The sequence below is a fragment of the Streptomyces sp. XY431 genome (genome assembly GCF_001279805.1).
GTDB classification, from domain to species: Bacteria; Actinomycetota; Actinomycetes; order Streptomycetales; family Streptomycetaceae; genus Kitasatospora; species Kitasatospora purpeofusca.
Map to the genome: position 1 here is coordinate 18,755 of NZ_LGDO01000128.1, position 22,414 is coordinate 41,168.

A 22,414-nucleotide genomic window follows, 5' to 3' on the forward strand; every position below is an offset into this window, starting at 1 on the left:
CGCCCCGCGGTACGAGGGCCCCGACCGGACTTCCGGTCGGGGCCTTTCGCATGACCGCGTCGGCAAAGATGGCGCCAGGGCCTTGCGCGGTGGCGGGCGTGAACGCTTCAATCAAGTTAGGAAACTTTCCTAACTCTCCTCATGGGTCCGGAGACCCCCATGCCCCGGACCAGGGAAACGGAGCGCCCCATGCGTCTCAAGCACCCCACCGCCCGGCTCGCCCTCGCCGCCCTGCTGGTCGCCGTCCCGGCCAGTGTCGCCGCCGCGGGCACCGTCCACGCCGCCCCGGCCCCCGCCGGTGCCACCCGGCTCGCGGCCGTCGGCCTGGACGACCCGCACAAGAAGGACATCGCCATGCAGCTGGTGTCCAGTGCGGAGAACTCCTCCCTCGACTGGAAGTCCCAGTACAAGTACATCGAGGACATCAAGGACGGCCGCGGCTACACCGCCGGCATCATCGGCTTCTGTTCCGGCACCGGCGACATGCTCGACCTGGTCGAGCACTACGCCGACCTCAAGCCGGGCAACATCCTCGCCAAGTACCTCCCGGCGCTGCGCAAGGTCAACGGCACCGAGTCGCACTCCGGCCTCGGCTCCGCCTTCGAGAAGGACTGGGCCACCGCCGCCAAGGACAGCGTCTTCCAGCAGGCCCAGAACGACGAGCGCGACCGGGTCTACTTCAACCCCGCCGTCAACCAGGCCAAGGCCGACGGGCTGCGCGCGCTCGGCCAGTTCGCCTACTACGACACGATCGTCATGCACGGCCCCGGCGACAGCTCGGACAGCTTCGGCGGCATCCGCAAGGCCGCCATGAAGAAGGCGAAGACGCCCGCCCAGGGCGGCGACGAGGCCACCTACCTCAAGGCCTTCCTGGCGGCCCGCAAGGTCGTCATGAAGCAGGAGGAGGCCCACTCGGACACCAGCCGGGTGGACACCGAGCAGACGGTGTTCCTCAACGCCAAGAACTTCGACCTCAACCCGCCGCTGAAGTGGAAGGTCTACGGGGACAGCTACGTCATCAACAGCTGACGGACCGCCGGATGGTGGCGGGAGGTGCGGCGGCGGCCGGGCCTCCCGCCACGGGCGTGTCCTGAACGGACGGGTGGCGCCCGGTAATTCGGGTGACGATCGAACGCGTGCGCTGGTAGCGTCCCCGACGTGGCAAAGCTGAACCAGATCATCGCTGTCGAAAAGGGCGTCAAGTCGAAGTCCTTCCAGGAGCTGACGCAGTCCCACCAGGACCTGCAGAAGCCCGCGCTGCTGGCCGGCATCTCCCGGTCCTACCAGCCCAAGGACGAGGAGGGCGAGCAGCTCCCGCCGGAGTCCACTCGCGTCCAGGTCAAGGCCGAGGACGTCCTGCGGACCACGGCCACCACCCTGACCAGGTTGTTCGACGTCGTCGCGACCAAGGACTGGGCCAACACCACCGCCCGCGCGGACGTGGTGGTGGACGGCCGCACGCTCGTCGCCGACGCGCCGGTCACCTACCTGCTCTTCCTGGAGAAGCAGCTCACCGATCTGCGGACCTTTCTCCGCAAGCTGCCCGTGCTGGACGCCGCCGAGGCCTGGAGCCACGACCCGTCCACGGACTCCTGGAAGACCGAGGCGGTGCGCACCAACCGGACCAGGAAGGTGCCGCGCAACCACGTCAAGGCCGAGGCGACCGAGAAGCACCCGGCCCAGGTCGAGGTCTACTACGAGGACATCGCGATCGGCTACTGGACGACCGTGAAGTTCTCCGGGGCGCTCCCGGCCCGACGGGTCAACGAGCTCGTCGAGCGGGTCGAGAAGCTCCAGCAGGCCGTGCAGTTCGCCCGCGAGGAGGCCAACGGAGCCGAGGTCGACGACCGCAGGGTGGGCGACGCGGTGTTCGGCTACCTGTTCGGGTAGCCCCATGATCGCCCCCGGGTGAGACCGGGGGTGGCGCGAAGAGCGCAAGCTGATACTGAGGTTGAAGCTGAACATCGGGGAAATGGTGGGGGTTCGAGTCCCTCCTCCGGCACTCTGCCGGAGTGGCCCAAATGGTAGAGGCGCCCCGTAAGACTCAGACTCTCGCTCAAGACTCAGCATTCGCCGCCGAGCGCCGGATCGACCGGGTGTGTGCTACAGCGTGGGTTGCGGGTTCGACTCCCGTCTGCGCCTCTCCGTGGCGCGGTAGCTTCAATGGCAGAGCAACGCTGTGAGACTGACCCACACCCTTAAACGTGCCGGCGCAGAGCAATTGGGTGGCACATCAGGGGCCCGGGAGCTGGATACCGCTCCCGGGCCCCGTCACGTCCGCGGACGGCGGACCGTCAGGCGGTCGCGGTGTAGTCGTAGAAGCCCCGGCCGGACTTGCGGCCCAGCAGGCCCGCGTCGACCATCCGGGACAGCAGCGGCGGAGCGGCGTACAGCGGCTCCTTGTACTCGTCGTACATCGACTCGGCGATGGAGACGATGGTGTCCAGGCCGATCAGGTCGCACAGCCGCAGCGGGCCCATCGGGTGGGCGCAGCCGGCCTCCATGCCCTTGTCGATGTCGGAGGCGGTGGCCACACCGGTCTCGAACATCCGCACCGCCGACAGCAGGTACGGCACCAGCAGCGCGTTGACCACGAAGCCGGCCCGGTCCCGGGCGCGGATCGGGGCCTTGTGCAGCACCTCGACGGCGAAGGTCTCGGCCCGGTCGGTGGTCGCCGACGAGGTGGTCAGGGTCGGGATCACCTCGACCAGCTTCTGCACCGGCGCCGGGTTGAAGAAGTGCAGGCCGATCACCTGCTCGGGACGGGAGGTGGCGGCGGCCAGCTTCACGATCGGGATCGAGGAGGTGTTGGAGGCGAGGATCGCGTCCCGGCGCTCGACGACGCGGTCCAGCGTCTCGAAGATCTTCACCTTGATGTCCTCGCGCTCGGCGACCGCCTCGACCACCAGGTCGCGGTCCGCGAAGTCCGCCAGGTCGACGGTGAAGGACAGCCGGGCGAGCGCCTCGTCCTTCTGCTCCTCCGTCAGCTTGCCGCGCTTCACGGCCGTCTCCAGTGAGTTGGTCAGCCGGGTGCGCCCGAACTCCAGCGCCTCCCCACTGGCCTCGGCGACCAGGACGTCCAGCCCCGCCCGGGCGAACACCTCCGCGATGCCCGACCCCATCAGGCCGCAGCCGATCACTCCGACGCGCGCGATGTCACTCACTCAGTTGCCCTTCGGTGGTGCTGGGGGTCGCCCAGCGACAGTGGCCCAGCAGCTGCTGTTCGGCGGTTCGGGAACACCGGTATGTGCGGACCGGTGCACCGTCCCGACGACGTTACTACTCCCTACCGGCGAGTAGGTCATCCCCTCCCCGGGCGGAACGGCCGGTCCCCGCCCCCAGGTCGTCCCGACCGCGTCCCCCTCCCCGTCCTCGCCCTGTCCCGTTCCTCCCCCCGTCCCGCGCCTGCGCCGAACGGGTGGGCCCGTCCGCGTCGCGCGCCTCCTCGGGCACCGCCCCCGCCCGCCGGGGGACAGAATGCGGGCCGGACAGCGGGTGGCCGGGGACAGGCGAAGGAGCAGGGGCATGCCGACGGGATCGCTCACGGGACAGGTCGCCCTGGTCACCGGCGCCGGCCGCGGCATCGGCCGGGAGATCGCCATCGGCCTCGCCGCCGAGGGCATGGCCGTCGGCCTGGTCGGCCGCACCCACGAGACCCTCACCGACACCCTCAAGGAATGCGTCCGGCACGGCTCGCGCGGGGTCGCCGTCACCGCCGACGTCACCCGCCCCGGCTCGGTCCGCGAGGCCGTCCGCGTCGTCGAACGCGACCTCGGCCCGATCGACCTGCTGGTCAACAACGCCGGCCGGACCGACCCGGTCGAGGCCCCGCTCTGGGAGACCGACGTCAACCAGTGGTGGCAGGTCGTCGAGGTCAACCTGCGCGGCCCCTACAACCTGCTGCGCTGCGTCCTGCCCGGCATGGTCGAGCGCCGCCGCGGCCGCGTCCTCAACCTCAACTCCGGCTTCGCGCTGCGCCCCGAGGGCCGGTACACCGCGTACGCCACCTCCAAGGCCGCGCTGCTCCGGCTCTCCGACAACCTCGCCGACCCGCTCGCCGAGCACGGGGTCGTCGTCCTCGACATCAGCCCCGGCGCCGTCGCCACCGACATGACCGCCGGGATGCCGATGTTCCAGGACATGAAGACCTGGGGCTCCGTCCCGTACATGGTCGCCGTCACCGTGGACGCCGCGCGCGGGCGCTTCGACGCGCTGCACGGACGGTTCATCCACGCCGGGCGGGACAACCTGGAGGAGCTGGTCCGCCGCGCGGAGGAGATCCGCGCGGCGGACGCCCGGACGCTGCGGCTGCGCACCTACGGGCCGGACGACCCGCTGGGCTGACCGGCTGACGGCGCGGGGGCGTGCGGGTGCAGCTGTGACGGGGTGCGGGAGGGGCGCTCAGAGGCCGGCGAGCGCCGCCAGTGCGTCCAGCTCCGCCGGAGTGAGCGAACCCGGCGCCCGCCCGGCCCGGGCGAACTCCCCGGCCAGCCACTGGAGCGCCTCGTTCAGCGGCGCCGCCGCCCCGTGCAGCCGCGCCAGCAGGACGATCTCGCCGTTCAGGTGGTCCGCCTCGATCGAACCCGTCCCGCGCGCCAGGCTCTGCCAGGACGAGGACCCGGTCCGCTGCTCGCCCTCCACCGGCTCCAGCCGCAGCGCCTTGCCACAGGTGCGGGCCAGCTCGTCCGGATCGTCGTGGGGGATTCCGGCGGCCGCCAGCACGGCCGCGCCCTCGGCGGTCACCCGCTCGTACAGCGCCTCCAGCCGGCCGTCCGCCGACCCCCGGCCGTACGGGCCCCGCCCGGCCACCGCGTCCAGGGCGTTGCCGAGGTTGCCGAGCAGCTTGGTGTACTTCCACCGCGCCACGTCCGCGTCCACCGGCGCGCTGAAGCCCGACCCGTCGAGGTCGGCGGCGATCGCGGCGGCCCGCGCGCCCCCGCTGCCGGACGGGTACCCGCCGAGCCGCAGGATCCCGCTCACCGGGGTGCCGTTCGCGCTCACCCGGCCCGGCGCCACATGGGTGGAAGGCATCCACACGAACACCGCCAGCACCTCGCGGAACAGCCGCAGCGCGAGCCGCTCGTTCTCCACGCCGTTCTGCGCGCACACCAGCGGCAGCCGCTCGGCGGCCGTCCCGCCGCCCGCCACCGGGCGCGGCGCCCACTCGGCCAGCACGGCGGCGGTGTCCTGCGACTTCACGGCGAGCACCAGCACGTCGTCCGGCCGCAGCGCCAGCTCCGCCGGCCCGCCGACCGCCGGGATCCGCAGCGTCCGGGTGCCCTGCGGCGTCCCGAACCGCAGTCCGTCCGCGCGCAGCGCCCCCAGGTGCGCGCCGCGCGCCACCAGGACCACCTCGTGTCCACCCTCGTGCAGCCGGGCACCGATCGTGCCGCCCACCGCACCCGCCCCGATGATGATGTACCGCATTCCCGAAGCATCCCACGGCCCCGCAGCCCCCGTCCGCCCCGGGCGGAGAGGGGCCGGCGGCCCCTCGGGGGCCGGGTCGGGCCGGTGCGGGATCAGGCGCAGAGGCGGCTGGCGGTCACCGGCGCGAGGCCGGCCCTGGCGAGGCCGTCGAGGATGCCGGGCAGGGCGTCCACCGTGCAGCGGTGCCCCAGGTGCAGGGCGACCACCGAGCCGCCGCGCACCGAGGCGAGCACCCGCCGCTGTAGTTCGGCGGCGGTCGGGTCGGCGTAGTCGCGCGGGTCCACGTCGAAGGCGAGCACGTGCTCGTAGCCGACCGCCCGGGCCTGCTCCCGCACCATCGGCGTCGCGTACTGGGCGGCGGACGGGCGGAACCAGCGGCCGATCGAGCCGGTCAGCCGCTGCAGCCGCTCGGCGCACTGGGCGATCTCGTCGCGCGCCCGGTCCGGGGCCATCGCCGAGATGTTCTGGTGGTTCTGGGTGTGGTTGCCCAGCTCGTGGCCGCCGTCCAGGATCCGCCGGGCCATCTGCGGCTGCTGGTCCAGCCAGCTGCCGACGACCATCACGGTCAGGCCGACGCCGCGCTTCTCGGCGGTCTCCAGCAGCGCCGTGGCCAGCGCCGGATCGCCGCTGCCGTGGAAGGTCAGCGCGACGTTGCGGCCGGTGCGCGGCCCGTACGCCACCTCGACCGGTGTGCCGGGCGCCAGCGGCGGCAGCACCGGCGGGACCGGCGGCGCGCTGGCGGCCGCCCGGGCGGCGGCGCCCTCCGGCACGGGCCCGTCGGCCGGCCGGGCCGAGGCGGTGGGCGCCGGCGAGGCGGGACCCTCGCCGGCCGGCCAGGCCGGGTCCACGGTCCCGGAGGGGTCCACCGGGCCCGGGCGCACCGCGAACGACCCTGGATCGGCCCGGCGGCGGCCGGTGTCGCCGCAGGCCGTGAGCAGCCCGCCGGCCGAGGCGAGAGCGGCCAGCTTGACGGTGGTGCGCAGAACGGTGCGCCGGTCGACAGTCATCGGCAGCCAGCATAGAGACGGCTTCCCCGGGCGGCGAACGCCAGGCGCTCCCGGCGCGGACCGGCGCGCACCCGCCCGCGCGGCATCGTTCGGACGCTGCGGAAACCTGAACTACCGCTGTTTCGAAGGGGTGTCGTCGGTTACGATCACGGCGCACCGTGCGGTGGGGGCCGCTCGGCGGCCGCCCGCCGGCCGCACGGCGCGACGGGGCCCGGGACGTCCGGCAGCGGACGTGCCGGACGCACAGCACGCAGCGGATACGCAGCGGACACCAGGGGGCGGAAGATGACCGAGGACACGAGCACGACGGCCGACGTCCTGAGCGGCTGGGAATGGGCGCGCGCCGACGACTGGCAGCCGCCGACGGAACTCGACACCGGCGTCCCGCACACCGCCCGGATGTACGACTACTACCTGGGCGGCAAGGACAACTTCGAGGCCGACCGCAAGGCCGCCGAGGCCGCCATCGCCGCCTACCCGGCGCTGCCGCTGCTGGCCCGCACCAACCGCGAATTCCTCGGCCGGGCCGTGGAGTTCGCGGCCGGCCGGGGAATCCGGCAGTTCGTCGACATCGGCACCGGCATCCCGGCCGTCGGCTCCACCAGCGAGGTCGCCCAGCGGGTCGCGCCCGACGCCCGGGTCGTCTACATCGACAACGACCCGATCGTGGCCACCCATGCCCGCGCCCTGCTCTCCGGCCACCCGGCCGGCCACACCTCCGTCATCGAGGCGGACCTGCGCGAGCCCGGGGCGATCCTCGACCACCCCGCCCTGCGCGGCGCCGTCGACCTCGGCAGGCCGGTCGCCCTGATGCTGGTCGCCGTCCTGCACTTCATCCGCGACGAGGACGGCGCCGAGCGGATCGTCAGCACCCTGCGCGAGGCGCTCGCCCCCGGCAGCGTGCTGATCCTCTCCCACGGCAGCCCCGACTTCGCCTCCCGCGAGAGCGCCGCCGAGGGCACCCGCATCTACCGCAGCGCCAGCGCCCCGCTGGTGCTGCGCCCGCGCGCGGCCGTCGAACCCTTCTTCGGCGACTTCGAGTTCGTCGGCCCCGGCCTGGTCCAACTCCCGCTCTGGCGCCCCGTCGCCGGCCACGTCCCCACCGCGGACCTCCCCGCCGGCTGGCAGGACGTCTCCGCCTACGCCGGCGTCGCCGTCAAGAACTGAGCCGGGGTCAGGCAGGAGCGCGACGGAGCGGCGGCCCGGGGCCGGGCGGACCGCCCGGCCCCGGGCCGCCGTCAGCGGCCGCGCAGGCCGTCCATGTCGCGGCGGTCGCGCTTGGTGGGGCGGCCGGCGCCGCGGTCGCGCAGGCCGGGGGCGGCGACGAACTCCCGGGCCGGGCGCGGCGGGCTGTTGTCCACCAGGCAGTCGGCCGCGACCTCGGCGCCGACCCGCTTGCGGATGAGCCTGCGCACCACGACGACCCGCTCCCACCCCTCCTGGCGCACCCGGACCTCGTCGCCCGGCTTCACCGCCTGCGCCGGCTTGGCCCGTTCGCCGTTCACCCGCACGTGCCCGGCCTTGCAGGCCGCCGCGGCGGCCGACCGCGTCTTCGCCAGCCGGACCGACCAGATCCAGCTGTCCACCCGGACGTTTCCCTCGTTCTCGACCATCCCTCGAGCTTAGGGCTGCGGGATCCGGTGCTCAGCGGCGGCCGGGGGCCTCCTGGACGGCCCAGGCGTTGCCGTCCGGGTCGTTGAAGAAGACGAAGGAGTTCCACACCTCGCCGCGGCCGTCCACCCGGTTCCCGGCCTCGAAGTGCTGCACCGGGCTCACTTCGACGCCGCGGGCCAGCAGCTCCTTGTAGGCGCGGTCGATGTCCGGCACCACGAGCTGGAGCCCCTTCACCGAGCCGGCCGGGGCGTCGGTCAGGTCGGTGCCCAGCACGATCGAGCAGCCGGAGCCGGGCGGCGTCAGCTGCACCACCCGCAGGCCGTCCCGGATCCGGGTGTCGTGGTCGACGGTGAAACCGGCCTGTTCCTCGTAGAAGGTCTTGGCCCGGTCGACGTCCGCCACCGGGACCACCACCACTTCCAGTTTCCAGTCCATGGCCTCGTGCCTTCCCTCGGGACCCCTAGGGTCCTTCCAGTATCGGCCGGGGTCCCGGCCCGCGCCCGGTACGGGCGGTCGGGCGGTCGGCTAGCCTGGGCCACGATGAACCGCCTCGCCGAACCGGCCGCCCCGACTCCTTTCCCGACTCCCTGGGGGGCCCTCGGCCTCACCCGCTTCCCGGAGGATCCGCGCGAGCGGCTGCGCGCCTGGGACGCCGCCGACGAGTACCTGCTGCGGCACCTGGCCGGCGAGGCCGACTCGGCCGGGGGCCGGGCCACCGCCCTGGCCGGCCGCGCCGTCACCGTCCTCGGCGACCGCTGGGGCGCGCTCACCACGGCGCTCGCCACGGTGCCGGCCACCGCGGGCCCGCTCGCCGCGGTCACCCAGATCAGCGACTCGCACCTCGCCCAGCGCGCCACCCTCGCCAACCTCGCCCGGGCCGGCGCCGACCCCGCCGCCGCCCGGCTGCTGACCACCCGCGACACCCCGCCCGAGCGGATCGACGTCCTGCTGGTGCGGGTCCCGAAGAGCCTCGCCCTGCTGGAGGACCAGCTGCACCGGCTCGCCCCGGCCCTCCACCCGGACACGGTCGTGCTCGGCACCGGCATGGTCACCGAGATCCACACCTCCACCCTGCGGCTCTTCGAGCGGATCCTCGGCCCGACCCGCACCTCGCTCGCGGTCCGCAAGGCCCGGCTGATCCTCTGCACCCCGGACCGGGCGCTCGACCCCGGCCCCAACCCGTGGCCGCACCGCTACGCCCTGCCCGGCGACATCGGCGCCGTCTCGGGCCGCACCGTCACCAACCACGCCGGCACCTTCTGCGCCGACCGCCTGGACATCGGCACCCGCTTCCTGCTCGCCCACCTGCCGACCGCCGCCCCGGGCGCCCGGGTGGTGGACCTCGGTTGCGGCAACGGCGTGGTGGGCACCGCCGCCGCGCTGGCCACCCCGGGGGCCGAGCTGCTCTTCGTCGACGAGTCGCACCAGGCGGTGGCCTCCGCCGAGGAGACCTTCCGCGCCAACCTCGGCCCGGACGCCCGGGCGGAGTTCCGCACCGCCGACGCGCTCGCCGACGCGGACGTGCCGGCCGGCTCGGTGGACCTCGTCCTCAACAACCCGCCGTTCCACTCCCACCAGGCCACCACCGACGCCACCGCCTGGCGGATGTTCACCGGCGCCCGCCGCGCCCTGCGCCCCGGCGGCGAACTCTGGGTGGTCGGCAACCGCCATCTCGACTACCACGTCAAGCTCCGCCGGCTGTTCGGCAACTGCCGGACGGTCGCGGGCAATCCGAAGTTCGTGGTGCTGAAGGCCGTCAAGCGCTGAGGCCCATCCGCCGCTGAGGCCCGCCCGCCGGGCGCCACGCCCGCCGTCCGCCACCGAGGCCCGCCGGGCGCCACGCCCGTCCCGGGGCGGGTCGGCCGGAACTCCTTGCATGAATGTTCGGTGCTGCGTATATTCATGCCTCGACAAAGGAGGAACGCCATGGCATTGCGAGTCGCCGTCGCCGGCGCGAGCGGGTACGCGGGCGGTGAGGTGCTGCGCCTGCTGCTCGGCCACCCGGAGGTCGAGATCGGGGCGCTGACCGGCGGCTCCAACGCGGGCACCGCGCTGGGACTGCTCCAGCCGCACCTCCCGGCGCTGGCCGGCCGGATCCTGGAGCCCACCACCCCGGAGGTGCTGGCCGACCACGACGTGGTCTTCCTGGCGCTGCCGCACGGACAGTCCGCCGCCGTGGCCGAGGCCCTCGGCGAGAACGTCCTGGTCGTCGACTGCGGCGCCGACTTCCGGCTCAAGGCAGCCTCCGACTGGGAGCAGTTCTACGGCTCGGCGCACGCCGGCACCTGGCCCTACGGCCTGCCCGAGCTGCCCGGCCACCGCGACGCGCTCAAGGGCGTCAACCGGATCGCCGTCCCCGGCTGCTACCCGACGGCCGTCTCGCTGGCGCTGTTCCCCGCCTACGCGGCCGGCCTCGCCGAGCCCGAGGCGGTGGTGGTCGCCGCCTCCGGCACCTCCGGCGCCGGCAAGGCCGCCAAGACCCACCTGCTCGGCAGCGAGGTGATGGGCAGCGTCAGCGCCTACGGCGTCGGCGGCGTCCACCGGCACACCCCGGAGATGGCCCAGAACCTCACCCCGCTCGCGGGCGAGCCGGTCAGCGTCTCCTTCACCCCCACCCTGGTCCCGATGCCGCGCGGCATCCTCGCCACCTGCTCCGCGAAGGCCAGGCCGGGGGTGGGCGCCGAGGAACTGCGCGCCGCCTACGCCGAGGCGTACGCGGACGAGCCGTTCGTCCACCTGCTCCCCGCCGGGCAGTGGCCGCAGACCAGCAGCGTCTACGGCGCCAACACCGCGCTGGTGCAGGTCGCCCTGGACGCGGCCGCCGGGCGGATCGTGGCGATCAGCGCGATCGACAACCTGGTCAAGGGCACCGCCGGCGGCGCGGTGCAGAGCATGAACATCGCCCTCGGCCTGCCCGAGGAGCTCGGCCTTCCCGTGAACGGAGTCGCACCGTGACGAACCACCAGAACATCGGCGTGACCGCTGCCCGGGGCTTCCGGGCCGCCGGCGTCACCGCCGGGATCAAGGCCTCCGGCACCCCGGACCTCGCCCTGGTCGTCAACGACGGCCCCTCGCTCGCCGCGGCCGGCGTCTTCACCGCCAACCGGGTCAAGGCCGCCCCCGTGCTCTGGTCCGAGCAGGTCCTCAAGGGCGGCACGGTCTCCGCCGTCGTCCTCAACTCCGGTGGCGCCAACGCCTGCACCGGCCCGCTGGGCTTCCAGGACACCCACGCCACCGCCGAGAAGGCCGCCGAGGAGCTGAAGCTGAGCGCCGGCGAGGTCGCCGTCGCCTCCACCGGCCTGATCGGCGTCCGGCTGCCGATGGACCTCCTGCTGCCCGGTGTCGCCACCGCCGCCGCCGCGCTCGACGCCGCCGGCGGCGAGGCCGCCGCGATCGCCATCAAGACCACCGACACCGTCCACAAGACCGCCCAGGTCACCAGCCCGGCCGGCTGGACGGTCGGCGGCATGGCCAAGGGCGCCGGCATGCTCGCCCCGGGCCTCGCCACCATGCTGGTCGTGCTCACCACCGACGCCGACGCCGACGCGGCCGCTCTGGACACCGCGCTGCGCGCCGCCACCCGCACCACCTTCGACCGGATCGACTCCGACGGCTGCATGTCGACCAACGACACCGTGCTGCTGCTCGCCTCCGGCGCCAGCGGCACCGTCCCGGACCCGGCCGAGTTCGACGAGGCGGTGCGCGCGGTCTGCGCCGACCTCGCCCGGCAGCTGATCGGCGACTCCGAGGGTGCGAGCAAGGACATCCGGATCGACGTCACCGGTGCCGCCACCGAGGACGAGGCCGTCGGCGTCGCCCGGGTGATCGGCCGCAACAACCTGCTCAAGTGCGCCATCCACGGCGAGGACCCCAACTGGGGCCGGGTGCTGGCCGCGATCGGCACCACCGACGCCGCCTTCGACCCGGACCGGCTCGATGTCGCGATCAACGGCGTCTGGGTGTGCCGCGACGGCAGTGTGGGGGAGGACCGGGACCTGGTCGACATGACCGGGCGCGAGGTCGTGATCACCGCGAACCTCAACGCCGGCGGGGCCGCCGCCACCCTGTGGACCAACGACCTCACCGCCGACTACGTGCACGAGAACAGCGCCTACTCCACCTGACGGCGGGCCGGCCCGCCGGCCGACCGTCCGACCGCCGCCACCCGAGCCGGGGGACCAGAACCGTGAAGATCGCACCCAAGGGCGAACAGGCCCGGAACAACACCGCGTTGCCCAAGGCCATGACGCTCATCGAGGCCCTGCCGTGGCTGGAGCGCTTCCACGGCAAGACCGTCGTCATCAAGTTCGGCGGCAACGCCATGGTCGACGACGAGCTCAAGGCCGCCTTCGCCGCGGACGTCGTCTTCCTGCGCTTCGCCGGGCTCCACCCCGTCGTGGTGCACGGCGGCGGCCCGCAGATCAGCGCCCAGCTCGACCGCCTCGGCCTGGAGTCCTCGTTCACCAACGGCCTGCGGGTCACCACCCCGGAGACCATGGACGTGGTCCGGATGGTGCTCGCCGGCCAGGTGCAGCGGGAGCTGGTCGGCCTGCTCAACGAGCACGGCCCGTTCGCGGTCGGCATGACCGGCGAGGACGCCCACACCATGACCGCGGTCAAGCGGTACGCGGTCGTCGACGGCGAGTCGGTCGACATCGGCCTGGTCGGCGACATCGTCAACGTCGAGGCGGGCGCGGTGAAGGCGCTGATCGCGGACGGCCGGATCCCGGTGGTCTCCTCGATCGCCCGCGGCACCGACGGCCACGTCTACAACATCAACGCCGACACCGCCGCGTCCGCCCTCGCGGTCGCCCTCGGCGCCGAGATGCTCGTCGTGCTGACCGACGTCGAGGGCCTCTACAAGGACTGGCCGAACTCGGACGACGTGATCAGCCAGCTGGACGCCACCGAGCTGGAGGAGCTGCTGCCGGGCCTCGCCTCCGGCATGGTGCCCAAGATGGAGGGCTGCCTGAACGCCGTCCGCTCGGGCGTCGGCACCGCCCGCGTGCTGGACGGCCGGGTGCCGCACAGCCTGCTGCTGGAGATCTTCACCGACGAGGGCATCGGCACCATGGTCGTGCCCGCCGACGAAACGACCGTGACCGGGGGACTCGCATGACTTCCAACGCCCAGCTGACCGAGCGGTGGCAGCACGCCTTCACCGACAACTACGGCACCCCGCGAATCCCGCTGGTCCGCGGCGAGGGCAGCACCCTCTGGGACGCCGACGGCAAGGCCTACACCGACCTGCTCGGCGGCATCGCGGTCAACGCCCTCGGCACCGCCCACCCGGCCGTGGTCGAGGCCGTGAGCCGGCAGATCGCCACCCTCGGCCACATCTCCAACCTGTTCCTGGCCGAGCCCACCGTCGCCCTCGCCGAACGGCTGCTGGAACTCGACGGGCGCCCCGGGCGGGTGTTCTTCTGCAACTCCGGCGCCGAGGCCAACGAGGCCGCCTTCAAGATCTCCCGCCGGACCGGCCGCACCCACCTGGTCGCCCTGGAGGGCGCCTTCCACGGCCGCACCATGGGCGCCCTCGCGCTCACCGGCCAGCCCGCCAAGCAGGAGCCGTTCCGCCCGCTGCCCGGCGACGTCACCCACGTCCCGTTCGGCGACGTGGAGGCGCTGCGCGCGGCCGTCACCACCGACACGGCCGCCGTCTTCCTGGAGCCGATCCAGGGCGAGAACGGCGCCGTCCCGCTGCCCGACGGCTATCTGCGGGCCGCCCGCGAGATCACCCGCGCCACCGGCACCCTGCTCGTCCTCGACGAGATCCAGACCGGCGTCGGCCGGACCGGCCACTGGTTCGCCCACCAGGCCGTCGAGGGCGTCGAACCGGACGTCGTCACGCTCGCCAAGGCGCTCGGCGGCGGCCTGCCGATCGGCGCCGTGCTCGCCTTCGGCGAGGCCGCCGAGCTGCTCACCCCGGGCCAGCACGGCACCACCTTCGGCGGCAACCCGGTGGTCGCGGCGGCCGCGCTCGCGGTGCTGGACACCATCGGCTCCGAGGGCCTGCTGGAGCACGCCCACAAGATCGGCGAGCGGCTGCGGCACGGCATCGAGGCGATCGGCGACCCGCTGGTCTCGCACGTGCGCGGGGCCGGGCTGCTGCTCGGCATCGTGCTCACCGCCCCGGTCTCCGCGAAGGTGCAGGCGGGCCTCCAGGAGGCCGGCTTCCTGGTGAACGCCGCGGTGCCGGACGCGGTGCGGCTGGCGCCGCCGCTGGTGCTCACCGAGCAGGAGGCGGACGCGTTCCTCGCCGCGCTGCCGGCCGTGCTGCGGTCGGTGCGCGCGGACGCCCCGGACGATGCGAACCGAGCGTAGTCCGGGAGAATAATCACATGACCGTTCCCCACTCCGGCCAGCCCGCCGCCGGCCCGACGCCGCAGGTCCCGCAGACCCGCACCGCGCGCCACCGGCGGATCGTGGACCTGCTCACCCGCCAGCCCGTGCGCTCGCAGAGCCAGCTCGCCAAGCTGCTCGCCGACGACGGACTCGTGGTCACCCAGGCCACCCTCTCCCGGGACCTGGACGAGCTGGGCGCGGTGAAGATCCGCAACCGGGACGGCGCGCTCATCTACGCCGTCCCGGCCGAGGGCGGCGACCGCACCCCGCGCGCGCCGATGGGGGAGTCCGCCACAGAGGGCCGGATGGCCCGGCTGGCCGGCGAGCTCATGGTCTCCGCGACCGCCTCCGGCAACCTGGTGGTGCTGCGCACCCCGCCCGGCGCGGCGCAGTTCCTGGCCTCGGCGATCGACCAGGCCGAGGTGTTCGAGATCATCGGCACCATCGCCGGCGACGACACCGTCCTGCTGATCAGCCGCGACCCGGCCGGCGGCCAGGCCCTCGCCGACCACCTCATGCAGCTCGCCCAGGCGAAGGCGCAGTAGCCCCCGGCTCAGCGCCGCACAGCCCCCGCACCGCCCTGTGGGCCCGGTCACGACCGGGCCCACAGGCGTATCCGGAACCCACCCGGCCATGGGTTTTGAGTTTCATACGGAGTAGTGCATACTTATGCCTATCGCCGTAAGCCTGTTCGCACAGTTGTGAAGGAGAAAGCCGTGACCGAGCGCGTCGTACTCGCCTACTCGGGCGGTCTGGACACGTCCGTCTGCATCGGCTGGATCGCCGAGGAGACGGGCGCCGAGGTCATCGCCGTCGCCGTCGACGTCGGCCAGGGCGGCGAGGACCTGGACGTCATCCGTCAGCGGGCATTGGACTGCGGCGCCGTCGAGGCCGAGGTCGCCGACGCCCGCGACGAGTTCGCCGACGAGTACTGCCTCCCGGCCGTCAAGGCCAACGCCCTCTACCAGGGCCAGTACCCGCTGGTGTCCGCCCTCTCCCGGCCGGTCATCGTCAAGCACCTGGTGGCCGCCGCCCAGAAGCACGGCGCCACCACCGTCGCCCACGGCTGCACCGGCAAGGGCAACGACCAGGTCCGCTTCGAGGTCGGCATCAACTCGCTGGCCCCGGGCCTCAAGTGCATCGCCCCGGTCCGCGACTACGCGATGACCCGGGACAAGGCCATCGCCTTCGCCGAGGCCAAGGGCCTGCCGATCGCCACCACCAAGAAGTCCCCGTACTCGATCGACCAGAACGTCTTCGGCCGGGCCGTCGAGACCGGCTTCCTCGAGGACATCTGGAACGCCCCGATCGAGGACGTCTACGAGTACACCCAGAACCCCGCCACCGCGCGCGAGGCCGACGAGGTGGTCATCACCTTCGACGCCGGCGTCCCGGTCGCGATCGACGGCCGCAAGGTCACCGTCCTCCAGGCGATCGAGGAGCTCAACAAGCGCGCCGGCGCCCAGGGCGTCGGCCGGCTCGACATGGTCGAGGACCGCCTCGTCGGCATCAAGTCCCGGGAGATCTACGAGGCCCCCGGCGCGATCGCCCTGATCACCGCCCACCAGGCGCTGGAGAACGTCACCGTCGAGCGCGAACTCGCCCGCTACAAGCGGCAGGTCGAGCAGCGCTGGGCCGAACTGGTCTACGACGGCCTGTGGTTCTCCCCGCTCAAGCGCGCCCTCGACGGCTTCGTCAACGAGGCCAACCAGCACGTCTCCGGCGACATCCGGATCGTCCTGCACGGCGGCCGGGCCGTCGTCAACGGCCGCAAGTCGGACCAGTCGCTGTACGACTTCAACCTCGCCACCTACGACACCGGCGACACCTTCGACCAGTCGATGTCCAAGGGCTTCATCGAGATCTTCGGCCTCTCCTCGAAGATCGCCGCCCGCCGCGACCTGGGCTGAGCCGCCCCGGACCCCGGCCGCGCCCCGTTCCCGCGGGCCGGCCGGGGACCACCCCCCCGACCCCCCCTTCCCGCACGTCCGTAAGGAGCCAGCGATGTCCGCCGACCAGACCGCCACCGGTGGCGACGTCCGCCTCTGGGGCGCCCGCTTCGCCGACGGCCCCTCCGAGGCCCTGGCCAGGCTCTCCGCCTCGGTGCACTTCGACTGGCGGCTCGCCCCCTACGACATCGCCGGCTCCAAGGCCCACGCCCGCGCCCTGCACAAGGCCGGCCTGCTCACCGCCGACGAACTCACCGCCATGCACGACGGGCTCGACCGGCTGCTCGCCGACGTCGAGGCCGGTACCTTCACCGGCACCGTCGCCGACGAGGACGTCCACACCGCCCTGGAACGCGGCCTGCTGGAGCGCCTCGGCCCCGACCTCGGCGGCAAGCTCCGGGCCGGACGCTCCCGCAACGACCAGATCGCCACCCTCTTCCGGATGTACCTGCGGGACCACGCGAAGACCATCGGCGGCCTGCTGCTCGACCTCCAGCACGCCCTGGTCGGCCTCGCCGAGGCCCACCCGGACACCGCGATGCCGGGCCGCACCCACCTCCAGCACGCCCAGCCCGTGCTCTTCGCCCACCACGTCCTCGCGCACGTGCAGGCCCTCGGCCGGGACGCCGAGCGGCTGCGCCAGTGGGACGTCCGCACCGCCGTCTCCCCCTACGGCTCCGGGGCACTGGCCGGCTCCTCGCTCGGCCTCGACCCGGAGGCCGTCGCCGCCGACCTCGGCTTCGAGGGCGGCTCGGTCGGCAACTCCGTCGACGGCACCGCCTCGCGCGACTTCGTCGCCGAATTCGCCTTCGTCACCGCGATGATCGGGATCAACCTGTCCCGGATCGCGGAGGAGGTGATCATCTGGAACACCAAGGAGTTCGGCTTCATCACGCTGCACGACGCCTTCTCCACCGGCTCGTCGATCATGCCGCAGAAGAAGAACCCCGACATCGCCGAACTCGCCCGCGGCAAGTCCGGCCGGCTCATCGGCAACCTCACCGGCCTGCTCGCCACCCTCAAGGCCCTCCCGCTCGCCTACAACCGCGACCTCCAGGAGGACAAGGAGCCGGTCTTCGACTCCTGCGACACCCTCGAAGTCCTGCTGCCCGCCTTCACCGGCATGATGGCCACCCTCACCGTCCACCGCGAGCGGCTGGAGGAACTCGCCCCGGCCGGCTTCTCCCTCGCCACCGACATCGCCGAATGGCTGGTCAAGCAGGGCGTGCCGTTCCGGGTCGCGCACGAGGTCGCCGGAGCCTGCGTCAAGGAGTGCGAGGCGCAGGGCATCGAACTCGCCGACCTGACGGACGAGCAGTTCGCCGCCATCTCCGGACACCTCACCCCCGAGGTGCGGTCGGTGCTCAACGTCCACGGCGCCATCGCCTCCCGCAACGGCCGCGGCGGCACCGCGCCCAGCGCCGTCGCCGTCCAGCTCGGCGAGATCAAGGCCGACCTCGCCGCCCAGCAGGAGTGGGTGACGGGCTGACCGGCCCCCCACCACCCACCGTCCGGGAGGGGCGCGGCGGTACTCCGCCGCGCCCCTCCCGTCCGTATGCGACCGGCCGCCCGTAACCGGGACGGCCCCCACCCGGTCAAGCACGGTATGTGCACCGCCCTGCCGTCCGTCCCCTCCGCCGAGGACGAGGTCCTCGCCGAGCTGCGCCGCCGCCGCGTCCGCGAGGCCGTCGCCGCCCTGCCCGGGCGCTGCCCGCAACTGGTCGCCGCCCTCGCCGAGGATCCGCCGCCGACCTACCGCGAGCTCTCCCACCGCCTCGGCATGCCGCGCGGCTCCATCGGCCCCACCCGGGCCCGCTGCCTGGCCTGCCTGCGCGTCCTGCTGCACGCCGAGCGCTACGCCTGAGCGGCGGCCGTGCTCCCCCCGGCCCGCGCCCCGCCGCCCGTCCCGGCCACCCCCGCCGTGCTCCCGGCCGCCCTCGTCCTGCTCCCGCCCGGCCCCGTCCCGCCGGGCGTGACCCTCGCCACGTCCGGCGGCCACGAGGTTGAGATCAGCTGACACCCGGGTAAGGCGCTGGCGAACGCGGCTCTTGACGGTGGCGCGCCGGCTCGGATACTGACCGTGAGCGCGCCGCCGCCGACACGGCCCCACCAGGGCCGTGCGGGCTGGTACGTTCGTGCGCCACCCCCGGTCTGGGCGGATCCCCGGCCGGGACACCCTCCGGCAGCCAACCGGTGCGACACCCTCACCTCTCGCGCGCCGGGTACAACGATGGGGAGGCCCCCGCACATGGGCATGAGCGTGATCATTTCGACCGCCGGGACGGACGACGCGGAGCAGATCCTCAAGCTCCAGTACCTCGGCTACCAGAGCGAGGCCGAGCTCTACGGGGACTGGGCCATCGAGCCGCTGACCCAGACCCTGGAGAGCCTGCGCGAAGAGCTGACCGAGCGGCACGTGCTCGTCGCCCGCCTCGGCGACGAGATCGTCGGCACCGTCCGGGGCCACCTCGGCCCCGACGGCGTCGGCCGGATAGGGCGTCTGGTCGTCCACCCCCGGATGCAGCGCCACGGCCTGGGCGGCCGGCTGCTGGAGGCGCTGGAGCGCCGCCTCGCCGCGGACGGCGCGGTGAACTCCTACCGACTCTTCACCGGCCACCGCAGCCTCGGCAACCTGCGCCTCTACGCCCGACTCGGCTACCGCCAGACCACCGTCGAACAGATCAGCGGCCGGATCACCCTGGTGCACCTGGAGAAGTCCGCCGCGGCCCCGCTCGCCGCCACCGCCTGAAGCCCCGGCCCGCCCCGCGCGGGCCCCGCCGGAACCGGCGCCGCCATCATTCGGACTCCCGAAGGCGGCGCCGGTCGCCGTTCGCGCAGCTCAATGCGATGAGTGTCCGCATTGCGGACGCTGTTGCGAAATAATTGGGACCTCTCCGAACCATCTGATTTACTGGCTCACATGACTGCGACGACGAAATGGACCCCCACCGGCACCCCGCCGGCAGGTGAGAGCGCCATGTGCCGTCGAATGTGTCACCGCTGAGGGCCACCGCCCCCGGCACCCGCTGAGAGTGCCTCTCCTCGCGCCCCGAAGCGAGAACCCCGGCGTCGTTCCCGTCCGTGCGGACGCGCCCATCCTGCCGCACCCCCCTTCTTCGGCCTGCCCGCACACCCGCGGGCAGTCCGCTGACTCGTAAGGGCCACGCCGTCGCGCGGCCCGGCCGCCCAGCGGCGACGATCAAGGGGTGGCAGGTCCGGATCCCCCGGCGCGACGCCGTTCCCGGCGCCGACCGCACGGCGCTGCGGCCTCCGCACGCCGCCCGCCCCCGACCCACGGAAGCAGCTGTGATCACCACCACGGACCTCACCAAGGTCTACCGATCCCGCGGCCGCGAGGTGACCGCCCTCGCGGGCGTCGACCTCCACGTCCGCCCCGGCGAGGTCTACGGAGTCGTCGGCACCAGCGGCGCCGGCAAGTCCACCCTCATCCGCTGCGTCAACATGCTCGAGCGCCCCAGCTCCGGCACCGTCACCGTGGACGGCGTCGAACTCACCGCCCTCGCCGGCGGCGAGAACCGCGCCGGCAAGGACCTCCGCGAAGCCCGCCGCCGCATCGGCATGGTCTTCCAGCACTTCAACCTGCTGTCCTCCCGCACCGTCCAGCAGAACGTCGAACTCCCGCTGGAGATCATCGGACTGGACCGCACCCAGCGCCGCCGCAAGGCCGCCGAACTGCTCGACCTCGTCGGCCTCACCGACAAGGCCCGCAGCTACCCCGGCCAGCTCTCCGGAGGCCAGAAGCAGCGCGTCGGCATCGCCCGCGCCCTCGCCGGCGACCCCAAGGTGCTGCTCTCCGACGAGGCCACCTCCGCGCTCGACCCCGAGACCACGCGCTCCATCCTCAAGCTGCTGCGCGACCTCAACGAACAGCTCGGCCTCACCGTGCTGCTCATCACCCACGAGATGGACGTCATCAAGTCCGTCTGCGACTCCGCCGCCCTGATGCGCGGCGGCCGGGTGGTCGAGTCCGGCGCGCTCACCGACCTGCTCGCCCGGCCCGGCTCCGAACTCGCCCGCGAACTCTTCCCGCTCAGCGAGTTCGGCACCGGACACCCCGGCGCCACCGTGCTGGAGATCACCTTCCAGGGCGACGCCCCGGCCCAGCCCTTCGTCTCCCAGCTCGCCCGCACCTACCAGATCGACATCAACATCCTCGGCGCCGCCGTCGAGACCATCGCCGGCCGCATGGTCGGCCGGATGCGCGTCGAACTGCCTGGCTCCCGGCACGACAACGTCGTGCCCATCGGCTTCCTGCGCGAACAGGGCCTCCAGGTGGACGTGCTCGAAACGGCGAACGGAGCGGCGGCATGACCTGGGACCAGATGCAGGAACTGATGTGGCCCGCCACCTGGGAGACCCTCCAGATGGTCGGAGTGTCGACCGTCTGCACCGTCCTCCTCGGACTCCCGCTCGGCGTGCTGCTCGTGCTCACCGCCAAGGGCGGCGCCCTCCAGAACCAGCCCGTCAACAAGGTGCTCGGCGCGGTCGTGAACCTCGCCCGCTCACTGCCGTTCATCATCCTGATGATCGCGCTGTTCTCCTTCACCCGCTGGCTGGTCGGCAACTCCCTCGGCTGGCAGGCCGCCACCGTCCCGCTGACCGTCGGCGCCATCCCCTTCTTCGCCCGACTCGTGGAGACCAACGTCCGCGAGGTCGACCGCGGCCTCGTCGAAGCCGTCCAGGCGATGGGCGGCAGCACCTGGACCCTGGTCCGCAAGACGCTCGTCCCCGAAGCCCTCCCCGGCATCGTCGCCTCCGTCACCACCACCGTCATCGCCCTCATCGGCTACTCCGCGATGGCCGGCACCGTCGGCGGCGGCGGCCTCGGCGACCTCGCCTACCGCTACGGCTACCTGCGCTTCGAGACCGCCTTCATGTGGGTCATCGTCGCCGAGATCGCGATCATCGTCACCGTGATCCAGCTGGCCGGCGACTACGCCGTGCGACGGCTCGCCAACCGCGGCCGCGGCGGCGGCCGGACCAGGCTGCTGCGCCCCCGCGCCGACACCGACTTCGTCGCCTCCTAGACCTCGCGGGCCTCGTCCTCCCGTAGGCCTCTTCGAGTCCAGACTTCCCCGTCCGATCCTCGGACGCGGCTCCCCGCAATACGCAGAAAGGCACTTTTCGTGCGCAACGCCCTGAAGTTCACCAGCGTCCTCGCCACCGCCGGCATCGCCCTCTCGCTGGCCGCCTGCGGCAGCAACGGCGACTCGGCCTCCTCGGACCCGAACGCGCCGCTCACCGTCGTCGCCAGCCCCACCCCGCACGGTCAGATCCTCAAGTACGTCAAGGACAACCTCGCGGACAAGGCCGGCCTCAAGCTCAACGTCAAGGAGGTCACCGACTACGTGACCCCCAACACGGCGGTGCAGGACGGCTCGGCCGACGCCAACTACTTCCAGCACGTGCCGTACCTGGAGGACTTCAACAAGAAGCGCGGCACCGACATCGTCTCCGTCGAGGCCGTGCACCTGGAGCCGCTGGGCGTCTACTCCAAGAAGGTCAAGGCGATCGCCGAACTGCCGGACGGCGCCACCATCGGCCTGCCCAACGACGCCACCAACGAGGGCCGCGCGCTCAAGCTGCTCGCCGACAACAAGCTCATCACCCTCAAGGACGGCGCCGGCACCGCCGCCACCCCCGCCGACGTCACGGGCAACCCGAAGAACTTCAAGTGGAAGGAGCTGGAGGCCGCCCAGCTGCCCCGCTCCATCGCCGACCTCGACGCCGCCGTCATCAACGGCAACTACGCGCTCGACTCCGGCCTCAAGCCCGCCACCGACGCGATCGTGCTGGAGAAGGCCGAGGGCAACCCCTACGCCAACATCCTCGCGGTCAAGAAGGGCAAGGAGAACGACCCGCGGGTCAAGAAGCTCGCCGAGCTGCTGCACTCCGCCGAGGTCAAGAAGTTCATCGACGACACCTTCCAGGGCTCCGTCATCCCGGCGTTCTGATCCCCGGAGCCACCCGCTCCCGACCCGTCCCGCCGGACCACCGAACCGGGCCCCCGCCGCAACCAGGCGGGGGCCCGGTCGGGCAGTATGCACCAGT

Annotated in this window: 23 protein-coding genes; 18 read left to right on the forward strand and 5 right to left on the reverse strand. The window is 73.0% G+C overall.

Annotated elements, in window-relative coordinates:
- Positions 1-189: 189 nt before the first annotated feature.
- The gene (locus ADK60_RS16110; protein ID WP_045941070.1) at positions 190-1,029 is read left to right on the forward strand and encodes a chitosanase; all 840 of its coding nucleotides are present in this window, start codon (positions 190-192) and stop codon (positions 1,027-1,029) included.
- Positions 1,030-1,158: 129 nt separating this feature from the next.
- Positions 1,159-1,890: a DUF7873 family protein gene (locus ADK60_RS16115; RefSeq protein WP_045941071.1), complete on the forward strand. Its 732-nt coding sequence runs from the start codon at positions 1,159-1,161 to the stop codon at positions 1,888-1,890.
- A 404-nt stretch (positions 1,891-2,294) separates the two neighbouring features.
- Here the strand turns inward: ADK60_RS16115 and ADK60_RS16120 are convergent, their stop codons facing one another.
- Positions 2,295-3,164 (reverse strand): 3-hydroxybutyryl-CoA dehydrogenase, encoded by an 870-nt coding sequence (locus tag ADK60_RS16120; RefSeq protein WP_045941072.1) that lies wholly within the window; start codon positions 3,162-3,164, stop codon positions 2,295-2,297.
- A 361-nt stretch (positions 3,165-3,525) separates the two neighbouring features.
- Between ADK60_RS16120 and ADK60_RS16125 the strand changes: the two genes are divergently transcribed.
- Complete coding sequence (locus tag ADK60_RS16125) at positions 3,526-4,344, forward strand: SDR family NAD(P)-dependent oxidoreductase (RefSeq protein ID WP_053646715.1); 819 nt, start codon at positions 3,526-3,528, stop codon at positions 4,342-4,344.
- A 57-nt stretch (positions 4,345-4,401) separates the two neighbouring features.
- Here the strand turns inward: ADK60_RS16125 and ADK60_RS16130 are convergent, their stop codons facing one another.
- Complete coding sequence (locus ADK60_RS16130) at positions 4,402-5,427, reverse strand: ketopantoate reductase family protein (RefSeq protein ID WP_053646718.1); 1,026 nt, start codon at positions 5,425-5,427, stop codon at positions 4,402-4,404.
- A gap of 92 nt (positions 5,428-5,519) precedes the next feature.
- A complete protein-coding gene (locus ADK60_RS16135) occupies positions 5,520-6,434 on the reverse strand; it encodes a polysaccharide deacetylase family protein (RefSeq protein ID WP_079008414.1) in 915 nt (304 codons plus the stop codon).
- 285 nt (positions 6,435-6,719) lie between these two features.
- On the opposite strand from ADK60_RS16135, the gene ADK60_RS16140 reads away from it, so the two are divergent.
- The gene (locus ADK60_RS16140) at positions 6,720-7,601 is read left to right on the forward strand and encodes an SAM-dependent methyltransferase (protein WP_079008415.1); all 882 of its coding nucleotides are present in this window, start codon (positions 6,720-6,722) and stop codon (positions 7,599-7,601) included.
- A gap of 71 nt (positions 7,602-7,672) precedes the next feature.
- Here the strand turns inward: ADK60_RS16140 and ADK60_RS16145 are convergent, their stop codons facing one another.
- Together ADK60_RS16145 and ADK60_RS16150 are read right to left on the reverse strand one after the other, a co-directional pair.
- Positions 7,673-8,047, reverse strand: coding sequence for an RNA-binding S4 domain-containing protein (locus tag ADK60_RS16145; RefSeq protein ID WP_053646720.1), 375 nt, complete (start codon positions 8,045-8,047; stop codon positions 7,673-7,675).
- A gap of 31 nt (positions 8,048-8,078) precedes the next feature.
- Entirely contained in the window at positions 8,079-8,483 is a 405-nt protein-coding gene (locus ADK60_RS16150) for a VOC family protein (RefSeq protein ID WP_045941080.1), read from the reverse strand.
- Between the two features lie 105 nt (positions 8,484-8,588).
- Here ADK60_RS16150 and ADK60_RS16155 point away from each other — a divergent pair, with 105 nt between their 5' ends.
- From ADK60_RS16155 to ADK60_RS16215, 14 genes are all read left to right on the forward strand, one after another.
- A complete protein-coding gene (locus tag ADK60_RS16155) occupies positions 8,589-9,815 on the forward strand; it encodes a methyltransferase (protein WP_053646722.1) in 1,227 nt (408 codons plus the stop codon).
- A gap of 159 nt (positions 9,816-9,974) precedes the next feature.
- Entirely contained in the window at positions 9,975-11,003 is a 1,029-nt protein-coding gene (gene argC / locus ADK60_RS16160) for an N-acetyl-gamma-glutamyl-phosphate reductase (RefSeq protein ID WP_045941082.1), read from the forward strand.
- A 14-nt stretch (positions 11,004-11,017) separates the two neighbouring features.
- Positions 11,018-12,172 carry a bifunctional glutamate N-acetyltransferase/amino-acid acetyltransferase ArgJ gene (argJ, locus tag ADK60_RS16165; RefSeq protein ID WP_045941092.1) on the forward strand — a complete coding sequence of 385 codons (1,155 nt, stop codon included), beginning with the start codon at positions 11,018-11,020 and terminating at the stop codon, positions 12,170-12,172.
- Positions 12,173-12,291: 119 nt separating this feature from the next.
- Complete coding sequence (gene argB / locus ADK60_RS16170) at positions 12,292-13,167, forward strand: acetylglutamate kinase (RefSeq protein ID WP_045941093.1); 876 nt, start codon at positions 12,292-12,294, stop codon at positions 13,165-13,167.
- Complete coding sequence (locus tag ADK60_RS16175; RefSeq protein WP_053646724.1) at positions 13,164-14,372, forward strand: acetylornithine transaminase; 1,209 nt, start codon at positions 13,164-13,166, stop codon at positions 14,370-14,372. Before argB ends, ADK60_RS16175 begins: the two co-directional genes overlap by 4 nt.
- 17 nt (positions 14,373-14,389) lie before the next feature.
- Positions 14,390-14,938 carry an arginine repressor gene (locus ADK60_RS16180; RefSeq protein WP_030395991.1) on the forward strand — a complete coding sequence of 183 codons (549 nt, stop codon included), beginning with the start codon at positions 14,390-14,392 and terminating at the stop codon, positions 14,936-14,938.
- 171 nt (positions 14,939-15,109) lie between these two features.
- The gene (locus ADK60_RS16185) at positions 15,110-16,303 is read left to right on the forward strand and encodes an argininosuccinate synthase (RefSeq protein ID WP_053646726.1); all 1,194 of its coding nucleotides are present in this window, start codon (positions 15,110-15,112) and stop codon (positions 16,301-16,303) included.
- A 94-nt stretch (positions 16,304-16,397) separates the two neighbouring features.
- Complete coding sequence (argH, locus tag ADK60_RS16190) at positions 16,398-17,831, forward strand: argininosuccinate lyase (RefSeq protein WP_053646728.1); 1,434 nt, start codon at positions 16,398-16,400, stop codon at positions 17,829-17,831.
- A 117-nt stretch (positions 17,832-17,948) separates the two neighbouring features.
- Entirely contained in the window at positions 17,949-18,206 is a 258-nt protein-coding gene (locus tag ADK60_RS16195) for a hypothetical protein (protein WP_053646730.1), read from the forward strand.
- 9 nt (positions 18,207-18,215) lie between these two features.
- Complete coding sequence (locus ADK60_RS44835; protein WP_159400455.1) at positions 18,216-18,359, forward strand: hypothetical protein; 144 nt, start codon at positions 18,216-18,218, stop codon at positions 18,357-18,359.
- 231 nt (positions 18,360-18,590) lie between these two features.
- Positions 18,591-19,091: a GNAT family N-acetyltransferase gene (locus tag ADK60_RS16200; RefSeq protein WP_053646732.1), complete on the forward strand. Its 501-nt coding sequence runs from the start codon at positions 18,591-18,593 to the stop codon at positions 19,089-19,091.
- Positions 19,092-19,648: 557 nt separating this feature from the next.
- Positions 19,649-20,674: a methionine ABC transporter ATP-binding protein gene (locus tag ADK60_RS16205; protein WP_045941087.1), complete on the forward strand. Its 1,026-nt coding sequence runs from the start codon at positions 19,649-19,651 to the stop codon at positions 20,672-20,674.
- The gene (locus ADK60_RS16210) at positions 20,671-21,390 is read left to right on the forward strand and encodes a methionine ABC transporter permease (protein ID WP_045941088.1); all 720 of its coding nucleotides are present in this window, start codon (positions 20,671-20,673) and stop codon (positions 21,388-21,390) included. Before ADK60_RS16205 ends, ADK60_RS16210 begins: the two co-directional genes overlap by 4 nt.
- Positions 21,391-21,489: 99 nt before the next feature.
- Positions 21,490-22,317 carry a MetQ/NlpA family ABC transporter substrate-binding protein gene (locus ADK60_RS16215; RefSeq protein WP_045941089.1) on the forward strand — a complete coding sequence of 276 codons (828 nt, stop codon included), beginning with the start codon at positions 21,490-21,492 and terminating at the stop codon, positions 22,315-22,317.
- The last annotated feature ends 97 nt before the right edge of the window (positions 22,318-22,414 follow it).